7 protein-coding genes and 1 tRNA gene are annotated in these 9,186 nt (G+C 74.4%); 4 read left to right on the top strand and 4 right to left on the bottom strand.

Going from position 1 to position 9,186, the window contains the following annotated elements; translation table 11 throughout:
- Nucleotides 1-654 precede the first annotated feature (654 nt).
- Nucleotides 655-1,311, top strand: coding sequence for a hypothetical protein (locus tag I4I78_RS25850; RefSeq protein ID WP_218614098.1), 657 nt, complete (start codon nt 655-657; stop codon nt 1,309-1,311).
- Nucleotides 1,312-1,320: 9 nt separating this feature from the next.
- Here I4I78_RS25850 and I4I78_RS25845 read toward each other — a convergent pair whose 3' ends face one another.
- Entirely contained in the window at nt 1,321-2,127 is an 807-nt protein-coding gene (locus tag I4I78_RS25845) for a PP2C family serine/threonine-protein phosphatase (RefSeq protein ID WP_218614097.1), read from the bottom strand.
- Between the two features lie 215 nt (nt 2,128-2,342).
- Between I4I78_RS25845 and I4I78_RS25840 the strand changes: the two genes are divergently transcribed.
- Both I4I78_RS25840 and I4I78_RS25835 read left to right on the top strand, forming a co-directional pair.
- Nucleotides 2,343-2,416 (top strand) — tRNA-Arg (locus tag I4I78_RS25840).
- Nucleotides 2,417-2,508: 92 nt separating this feature from the next.
- Nucleotides 2,509-4,029 carry a CdaR family transcriptional regulator gene (locus I4I78_RS25835; protein ID WP_218614096.1) on the top strand — a complete coding sequence of 507 codons (1,521 nt, stop codon included), beginning with the start codon at nt 2,509-2,511 and terminating at the stop codon, nt 4,027-4,029.
- Nucleotides 4,030-4,081: 52 nt separating this feature from the next.
- On the opposite strand, the gene I4I78_RS25830 is transcribed toward I4I78_RS25835, so the two are convergent.
- Both I4I78_RS25830 and I4I78_RS25825 read right to left on the bottom strand, forming a co-directional pair.
- A complete protein-coding gene (locus I4I78_RS25830; RefSeq protein ID WP_218614095.1) occupies nt 4,082-5,548 on the bottom strand; it encodes an amidohydrolase family protein in 1,467 nt (488 codons plus the stop codon).
- Nucleotides 5,545-6,810 carry an MFS transporter gene (locus tag I4I78_RS25825; RefSeq protein WP_218614094.1) on the bottom strand — a complete coding sequence of 422 codons (1,266 nt, stop codon included), beginning with the start codon at nt 6,808-6,810 and terminating at the stop codon, nt 5,545-5,547. The genes I4I78_RS25830 and I4I78_RS25825 overlap by 4 nt, the downstream gene beginning before the upstream one ends.
- 147 nt (nt 6,811-6,957) lie before the next feature.
- Here I4I78_RS25825 and I4I78_RS25820 point away from each other — a divergent pair, with 147 nt between their 5' ends.
- The gene (locus I4I78_RS25820) at nt 6,958-8,235 is read left to right on the top strand and encodes an FAD-binding oxidoreductase (RefSeq protein ID WP_218614093.1); all 1,278 of its coding nucleotides are present in this window, start codon (nt 6,958-6,960) and stop codon (nt 8,233-8,235) included.
- Between the two features lie 153 nt (nt 8,236-8,388).
- Here the strand turns inward: I4I78_RS25820 and I4I78_RS25815 are convergent.
- The coding region (locus I4I78_RS25815) for an amidohydrolase family protein (RefSeq protein WP_218614092.1) at nt 8,389-9,186 on the bottom strand (798 nt) is incomplete at its 5' end.

The raw sequence follows: 9,186 nt of genomic DNA, 5'->3' as shown, positions 1-9,186 counted from the left end.
CCAAACCAAAAAATTCATAGCTCGACACACTGTTGAGTTCTCAAAAGACACCCGCACACCGGACCACCCGCAAGAGCAGCGCCAGTGACGAACACCAGTAACCCTAAACCACACACCGACAACCGAAATCATCGGGGGGTATCACCGGGCTGATCAGCGGGCCTGTTGACCGGCCCTGTGTGGGCCGTTCTGTCCGGCTGTCTCGCTGACAGACGTAAAGTTACGCCCCGATGTCCGGCAACGTCAAATCGGGGTCGTACTTGCGCTCCGACCTGCGGAAACCCGACTCTCGGGCCTGCGTGGCCGGCGATCACGTCTCCCGGCTGCTGCGACGAACGGTCGCGACGGCCGAGCTGCCCTTCATCCTGGTTGACCAGCAACGATCACGCAAGAGGGGCTGTCTCGGCAGACCCCCAGGCCTGCCGTCGTACGTCGCTCGTCGTCGACACGACGGCTCGCCGGCGATCTCGAAGTTTTTCTGCGGACGCCCGGCGTCGCATCCGCTCGGGCGAGCGGTCGGTGACGGTCCGTCGCCGTCGGTGCAGGCCGCGCGCCGTCCCGGCGTTGTCGATCATCGTGGCGATGGTGCCGTTCGGCGTGCAGCAGTGGTCGAGCCGGGAGGGAACGCGGGTGCGGCCTTGGCAGACTCCAGCGATGGCCGACACCTGTCCCGCGTGCCGGGCGCACCTCGACCCGCAGCTGTCCCGGCTCCAGGCCCGTACGGGAACGACGGCGGCGCAGTGGCTGTGGGCCCCGGCCTCCGGGTCGTCCGGCCACGTCGTCGTCGCTCCCGGCGGGGCCCTGGTGCTCGACCCTCCGGGCGACGGGCCGTCGTCCCCGGTGCGGGGCCTGTCCACCGCGATGCCCCTGGCGGGCAAGTCGGTCGGGACGCTCGTCGTCCCGCTGCTGCTCCCCGTGCAGGAGGACATCGACGGTCTGTTCGCGGAGCTGCGTCGCGTCCTGCTCCCGCACGGGCTGGTCACCATGCTGGTGCCGACGAACCCGTCGTTCGGGATGCGTTCCCGGCGGCTGGCGCGTGAGGTGCGCGGCCACTGGCGTCACCGGTCGGCGATCGACCATCCGGACTGGCTCGCCGCGGCGGCCGACTTCGCGGTGCTCGGCGACGACCGTCTCGCGTTCACGCTCGACACCGGTGACGACGGGCCGGCGACCACGGTCGACCTTCTGTGCGCCTCGGGGCTGTACCCGCCGTCGTTGCCCGCGCACGTCCGCGCCCGGGTCGCCGCACACCTGGCGGGGACCGGCGCGCCGGTCCGGATCGCCCTGCGACGGATCGTCACACGTCGCTGAGCCGGACCGTCAGCTGGAGGATGCGCCCTCGGCGACCGCTCCGGCGACGCGCAGGTGCTGGGCCTGCGGCTCGTCGGCGTCGGCGACCTCGACCACGTCCGCGACGATCGCCGTGATGTTGTCCGGGCCCCCGCCCTCGTTCGCCAGCTCGATCAGGCGGGCCACGGCGGCGCCCGGGTCGTCCTCGGACCCGAGCGTCTCCTGCAGCGCGTCGTCCCCCAGCACGGCGGTGACCCCGTCCGAGCAGAGCAGGAACCGGTCCCCCGCCTCGATCGGCACCCGGTCCAGGTCCGGCTCCGGCTCGTGGTCGGTGCTCAACGCCCGCATCAGCACCGACCGGCGCGGGTGGACCAGTGCCTCCTCCGGCGTGATCTGCCCTTCGTCGACGAGCTGCTGGACCATCGTGTGGTCGTGCGTCAGCTGTTCCAGCGAGCCGGCGCGCAGACGGTAGATCCGGGAGTCACCGATGTGGGCGAGCGCGAGGTGCTCCCCGGTCAGCAGCAGGGAGACCACGGTGGTTCCCATCCCCCGCATGTCCGGGTCGGCCAGGGCCTGTTGCTCGAGGTTGTCGGTCGCCGCGACGAGGGCGTTCGACAACTCCTCGGCGAGGTCGACGTCGCTCAGGTCCGGGGGTAACCGCGCGTCGAGCTCGGTCAGCGCGGACACCGTCACCGCGCTCGCGACCTCGCCGTGCGCGTGGCCGCCCATCCCGTCCGCGACGACGAGCAGGCGGCCGGTGGTCGCGCCGGAGTCCTGGTTCGACGTCCGGCGGCGACCCACATCCGACCCGATCGCGGATCGCAGTCCCAGAACCATGGGGACAGTATGGAGGCCACCCCGTGTGGGGGTTGCAGGCGAGGCCCTTTCCGCGCGCGTGTCAGCCGTACGGATGGTGGTCCCGCTGCGGGGCCCCGCAGCCGCGGCCCGCCGGACCTGCGGATCATGGTGCGGTGACGTCTCGCGGTGCAGGGATCGAGCGTGTTGCGTCCGGGCGATAGGCTCCGGCGGTCGGCGGACGGTCGCCGACGAACGCCCTCGTAGCTCAGTTGGATAGAGCGGGAGCCTTCTAATCTCTAGGTCGCAGGTTCGAATCCTGCCGGGGGCACCGGGTCGGAGACCGCGAGGCCCCGACGGGCCCGACGGCGCCGGGCGGGCGCGGACGTCACGGGCCGTGCCGTCGCCGAGCGGGCGAGCCCGATGACGCGGCTGTCCCGGATCGTCGAGGACCTGGGCGGGGCCGTGCTGCGGGTCGTGACCGGGGACGCCGACCGATCCGTCGAGCGGCTGACGCTCCTCGACCCGACCGCGGACGCGACCGCCGAGGGGATGGTCCTCGGCATCGGCCTGTCCGGCCCGGAGGAGGTCGCCGTCGCGCTCGCGCGGCTCGACCCCGCGCGGGTGGCCGCGCTCGCGGTGAGGGAGCCCGCGGGATCCGGCGCGGTGGTCGCCGCGGCGGCGGAGGGCACCGGGATCGCCGTGGTCGAGGTGAGCCGCGGCGTGGTCTGGGAGCAGCTCCTCCTGCTGGTTCAGCGCCTCGTCGACGACGACGCCGGCGGTCCGCGGGATCTGTTCCAGCTGGCGAACGAGATCGCCGCCCTCGTCGAGGCGCCGGTCACCATCGAGGACCCCGGGTTCCGGGTGCTCGCGTTCTCGGGCGGTCAGGAGGACACCGACGACGGCCGGGTCCGCACCGTCCTCGGCCGTCGGGTGCCCGAGTCCTACCAGCGCCGGCTCGCCGACACCGGGGTCTTCCGGGAGCTGGCCACCCGCACGGGGCCGGTGCACGTGCCCTCGGTCTTCCCCGGTGAACTCCCCCGGACGGCGGTCGCCGTGCGCGCGGGCGACACCGTCCTGGGCTCGATCTGGGCGGTCGTCGCGCAGCCGCTGTCCGGGCGCCGGCTGCAGGCGCTCGAGGCCGCGGCCGAGATCGTCGCGCTGCAGCTGCTGCGCGAGCAGGCCGTCACCTCGGCGGGGGCACGAGTGGGCGGGGAGCTCCTCGCCGCGTTGCTCACCCGCGACGGGGACCTGGCCGACGCCGCGCGCAGGCTCGGCGTCGCCGGGTCGCCGGTCTGCGTCGTCGGCGTGCGGCTGAGTCTGCCGGAGGGCGCCGAGCACACGGCGGCGCTGCACCGGGTGGTCGACGCGCTCGGCCTCCACCTGCGCCTGGTGCACCCGACGACCGCGGTGGTGACCCTCGACGAGACCGTCTACGGCCTGCTCCCCGCGGCGGACGAGGCCGCCGCGCTGCGGGTGCTCGAGGAGTTCGTCGAACGGTCCGGGTCGCGGACCCCGCTGCGGGCCGGCGTCGGCCGCGCGACCGCCGACCCGGCCGGGATCGCGGTCTCCCGGCGGGACGCGGACGACGTGTTGCGGCTGCTCCGGCGCGGGTCGCGCAGGACCGCGTCGGCCCGCGCGCTGCGCACCGACCTCATGCTCCTGCGCCTCGCCGACCAGGAGCTCGATCTCCCCGCGGACGCCGTCGTCGCCGTGCTCGCCCGGCACGACGCCGAGCACGGCGCGAACCTCACCGGCACCCTCGAGGCCCACCTGCGGGCGTTCGGCGACGTCGCCCGGGCCGCGGCGACCCTGCACGTGCACCCGAGCACCTTCCGGTACCGGCTCGGCCGGATCCGCGACGTCACCGGCGCCGACCTCGGCGACCCGGACGTGCGTCTCGCCGCCCTGATCGACCTGCGGCTGCGCCTGCTGAGGGACTAGCGACCGGCCGGGCTCACCGCGCGGCAGCGGGATCGACCGGCCGGGTCGCGGCCTACGCGCGGACGGGCCGTCCGGGCAGCGCGTCGGGCACCAGCTCCCCGTCCCGGACCACCGCCTCCCCGCCGACGAGCACGTGGTCGAACCCGGTGGTCGGGCGGGTCGTGTCGGTGTAGGTGGCGTTGTCGGTGACGGTGTCCGGGTCGAACACCACGACGTCGGCGTCCGCGCCCGGCTGCAACCGCCCCTTGCGCGCCAGCGCGGGCACGCCGCTCGCGGCGATGTCGGCCGGGAGCACGGTGCACCGCCGGATCGCCTCGGTCAGGCTCAGCGCGCCGGTCTCGCGGACCAGCAGCCGCAGCGTGCGTCCGTAGGTGCCCGCGGTCCGCGGGTGGGCCACGGCGTCGGCGGACAGCGGCCAGGCCATCGGGTCCTTGGTCCCGCTGCGCCACACCGGGTCGCCGGCGTCCGAGGCGACCGCGGTGTCGCCGAAGAGCATCGCCTTGCGGATCAGGTCCTGGGCGCCGGGGTCGGACTCGTCGAGGAAGTGCACGAACGCCGGGTCCGCACCGTGCTCGGCCCGCATCCGCTCCAGCTCGGCCGCGTCCGCCATCCGGCGCCCGCTGGCCAGATGCTGGATCGACGACGGCGTGAGCCCCCGCCGGTGCAGCACGTCCGGGGCCAGGAAGGCCGCGCCGATGCCGGTCCAGCCGCTGCCGTAGGGGTAGGCCTCGGTGGTGACGGGCGCCCCGGCCGCGAGCGCCCGGGACACGGTGGCGTGCACCCGGTCCAGATGGCGCCCCGAGGTGCTGTTCACGTGGCAGTAGTGCATGTGCGCCCCGGTCTCCCCGGCCGCGCGCACGATCTCCTCCGCGCCGTCGATCGGGGTGTCCGGGTCCTGTTCGACCAGCTCGCGGGCGTGGGTGTAGGTCGGGCGACCCGCGCGGGCGGCCGCGGCGGCGATCCGGACGTACTCCTCGGGCGCGATCGACGGCGCGTAGCCCACCGGGATCCCGACGCCGAGCGCGCCGTCGGCCAGGTCCTCCTCGACCAGCGCGATCACCTGCTCGACGAGCGCGGGCTCCGCCGCGCGCTGCCAGGCCGGGACGTTCATGGCGGTGAAGACGTCGGAGAGCATGCCGGTCGCCTTGACCCCGCCGACGACCTGCAGCCGGGCCGCGCCCCAGCTCGTCGCGAAGCCGTAGTTGATCGGGCGGCCGGTGAGCGCCGCGCGCTCGTAGGCCGCCGAGACCGGGTACATGCCCACCTCGAGCTCCAGCGCGGTGGTGACGCCGTCGAAGGCCTGCAGGCGCATGCCGGGGATGTCGTCGCAATGGCTGTGCAGGTCGACGAAGCCGGGTGCGACCACCCGCCCGCGCGCGTCGACGACCCGGGTGCCCCGCAACCCCGTCCCCACCGCGGCGACACGGCCACCGGAGATACCGACGTCGGCGACGGCGTCGACGCCCGAGGCCGGGTCCACCACCCGTCCGCCCGCGACGACCAGGTCGTAGATGCTCATGCGATCCCCTCCTCGACCGGGACGTTCCCGGAGACGTTCGTGCCCGAGACGGTGCGCGGGCGGGTCACCAGCGCGATCAGCGCCGCCGCGACGGTGGTCACGGCGAGGAAGCCGAAGGCGGCGCCGAACCCGGCGCGGTCGGCGAGCCAGCCCATCACCAGCGGCGCGAGCACGCCCGCGAGCTGGCCGCCGGTGTTGACCACGCCCATGGCCGATCCGACCAGGTCCCGCGGCAGCGCGCGCAATGGCATCCCGACGATGCCGATGGCCGCCAGCGCGGCGCTGAACATGGCCAGGCTCTGCAGGACGGTGAACGCGGTCGTCGACTCGGCGAGCAGCATCGGGACCAGCAGCACGGCCGACACGACGAGCGCGGGCACGAGCAGCCTGCGCGGGTCGGCGTCGAAGCGGCGGCTCATCAGCGTGCCGCCGACGACGACCCCGAGCGCGGTGACCAGCAGCGGGATCGCCGAGGACACTCCGGCGGCGACCAGGGACATGCCCCTGGCCTCGACGAGGTAGGACGGCACCCAGGTCATCATCCCGTAGTTGAGCATGTTGAAGCAGGCGAACATCAGGGCGCAGCGCAGCACCAGGCCGTTGCGCAGCACCCGCGAGACCGGGACGGCGGGCGCGTCCGTGCGGGCGTCGGGCTCGGTCAGCTCACGCGGCAGCGCAGGGGGCAGCAACCTCCACAGCGCGATGCCGACGACGAGCCCACCGACGGCGACCAGCCAGAACGTGTGCCGCCAGCCGGCCAGCACGACGAGCGGGGCGACGATGAGCGGGCCCAGCCCCGCCCCGACGTAGTTCGACGCGAGCATCAGGCCCGCGCTGCGCGTGCGCGCCTCCCGGGTGGTCCGCTCGGCCAGCGCCTTGAACGACGCCGCCGGGAACAGCGCCTGCGCCACACCGAACAGCGCGCGCAGGAGCAGCAGGACGAGCAGCCCCGGCGCGAGGCCGGTGGCGGCCGTGAACACCGACCACGCGATCAGCGAGATCACCAGCAGCGGGCGGGCGCCGACCCGGTCGGCCAGCAGCCCCCCGGGGATCTGGGTGAGCATGTAGGCGATCGCGAAGGCGGAGACGACCAGGCCCTGCTCGGTGCGGGTCAGCCCGAACTCGGCGCCGATCAGCGGCAGCGCGATCGCGATCATGACGCGGTCGATGTAGTCGATGATGTAGACGCCGGCCAGGAGAGCGACGGTTCTGCGCCCCGTCCGGCGGACGGTCTGTGCAGCGGTCATCTGCGGGGTACTCACAGGACGAACCTCCCGTGGTGATGTGGCGGTGAGGAATTGTGTGACCACGGCGACGCGATCGGGTTCGTCCGATCGACCGACAGAACGACGCTCCTTTCGTCGGATCGAACGAAACCGCAGCCCGGTGCCGTGGACGACCATCGCTGCATGAGCTCCCGTGCCCCCCGACATGTCGTGGTCGTCGGCGCCGGCGTCGTCGGCCTGTCCTGTGCCTGGCATCTCCGGCGTCGCGGCGTGGAGGTGACCGTCCTGGACCGCTCGACGGTCGGGGCCGGGGCGTCGTGGGGCAACGCCGGCTACCTGACGCCCGCGATGGCCGTCCCGCTGCCCGAGCCCGCGCTGCTCCGCGAGGGCCTGCGCGGGCTGGCCGACCCCGACTCGCCGCTCGCGGTCGCCCCGCGCCCGGGCAGGGACACGCTGGCCTTCATGGCCGGGTTCGCCCGGAACGCGACGACCGCACGCTGGCGACGTTCCCTCGACGCGTTGACCCCGCTCGCGTCGCGCGCACTCGCGGCGTTCGACGACCTCGTCGCGGGCGGGGTGCCGGTGGACCTGCGCGAGGCGCCGGTCCGCATCGGGTTCCGGCCCGGCGAGGACGACGCGGGCCTGCGCCACGAGCTCGACGCCGTCCGGGCGGCGGGTCAGCCCGTCCGGTACTCCCCCGGCCCGGCCGGCACGCCGTTCTCCGACCGGATCACGACGGTCCTCGAGCTGCACGGGCAGCGGTTCGTCGATCCCGGCCAGGTCCTGCACGCGCTCGCCGACGCCGTGCGCGCCGGTGGGGGCCGGATCGTCGAAGGCGCCCCGGTGCGGTCGGTCGGCTTCGGGCCCGGCGGCCTGCGGGTCGAGACCTGGTCGGGTCCCCCGCACTCCGCCGACGCGGTCGTGCTCGCGACCGGCGCCTGGCTCTCCGAGCTGGCCCGGGACCTCGGCGTCCGGGTTCCGGTTGTGGCCGGGAGGGGCTACTCCTGCACGGTCGGGCTGCGCGAGCCGCTCGAGACCCCCGTCTACCTGCCGGGGGTGCGGGTCGCCGTCACCCCTTACCGGGACGGGGCCCGGCTCGCGGGCACGATGGAGATCGCCGGCCGGGACGCCCCGTTCCGGGAGCGACGCCTCGCCGCGGTCGTGCGCTCGGTCGCGCCGCTGCTCACCGCCGTCGACCCGGCGTCGGTGCACGACCCGTGGGTCGGGCCGCGCCCGCTCACCCCGGACGGACTGCCCCTTCTCGGCCGGACCCTGCTGCCCGGGGTGCACGTCGCAGGCGGGCACGGCATGTGGGGCCTGACCCTCGGCCCGGTCACCGGCGCTCTGCTCGCCGAGCAGATCGTCACCGGTGTGGACCGCCCGGAGCTCGCCCCGTTCGACCCGCTGCGCCGCCGCCGACCGGCGCCGCCCCCGACCGACCGGGCCACGGTGACGGCGTGAACCTCGACGGCCGTTCCGGCGGTGGGCCGCCGGACGCGGGGCCGACGTCCTGTCCGTCATCGCGTCGGCGGCCAACGACGGCGCGGGCCGCTTCTACCGGCGGCTCGGCTTCGACGACCACACGGTCACCCTCGAGTTCGGCCTCGCCGCAGGTCAGCCGTAGAGGGTCTCGGCGTTGCCGCGCAGCACCATCCGGGCCAGCTCGCCGTCCCCGGTCGCCGCGGTGAGCCGGGCCAGCTCGCCCGCCCTGTCACCCCAGGGCTCGTCGCTGGCGAACAGCACGCGGTCCGCGCCGATCCCGCGCCGCTCGATCTCCGCGGCCAGCCATCGCGGGGCGAACCCGATCGCCCAGCTGGTGTCGGTGTAGACCCGCTTCCCGGCCGAGATCCAGTCGAAGAACCGGCCGCCGACGAGCTTGATGTGCCCGCTCATCCCGCCGCCGAGGTGGACCAGGTGCAGCCGGACGTCGTCCGCGTAGCGCTGCACCAGATGCCCGACCTCGTCGATGTCCGACGCGCCGCCCGGTGACGTGTGCACGTGCACGGTGAGGTCGTGCTCGCGCGCGGTGGCGAAGATGCGGTCGAGCTGCGGGGCGCACTCCGGGTCCGAGGCGCGGCCCCCGAGCAGGAAGCTGATCTTGATGACGCGGACCCCGGGCTCCGCGGCCAGGGCCAGCGCCCCGTCCGTGGCGACCGCGTCCTGCGCGCGCGGCGACGCCCAGATCCCGGCGCGGATCCGGTCGTCGGACGCGGCTGCCTCCAGGCAGAGCTCGTTCAGCGCGAACGACGGCGCCGGGTCGGGGACGCCGTAGTTCGGCATGACGACGGCGAGCTCGGTGGCCTCGTCGCTCAGGTCGCGGCGCAGCTCGTCCACCGTCTCCCGGGCGGTGACGTCCGGGTTGACCGGCGGCCCCCCGTAGAAGGGGTAGGCCGGGAGTACTCCGAGATGCCG

The organism is Pseudonocardia sp. KRD291, from assembly GCF_019263595.1.
Lineage (GTDB): Bacteria > Actinomycetota > Actinomycetes > Mycobacteriales > Pseudonocardiaceae > Pseudonocardia.
This window is presented reverse-complemented; position numbering and strand designations above follow the sequence as displayed.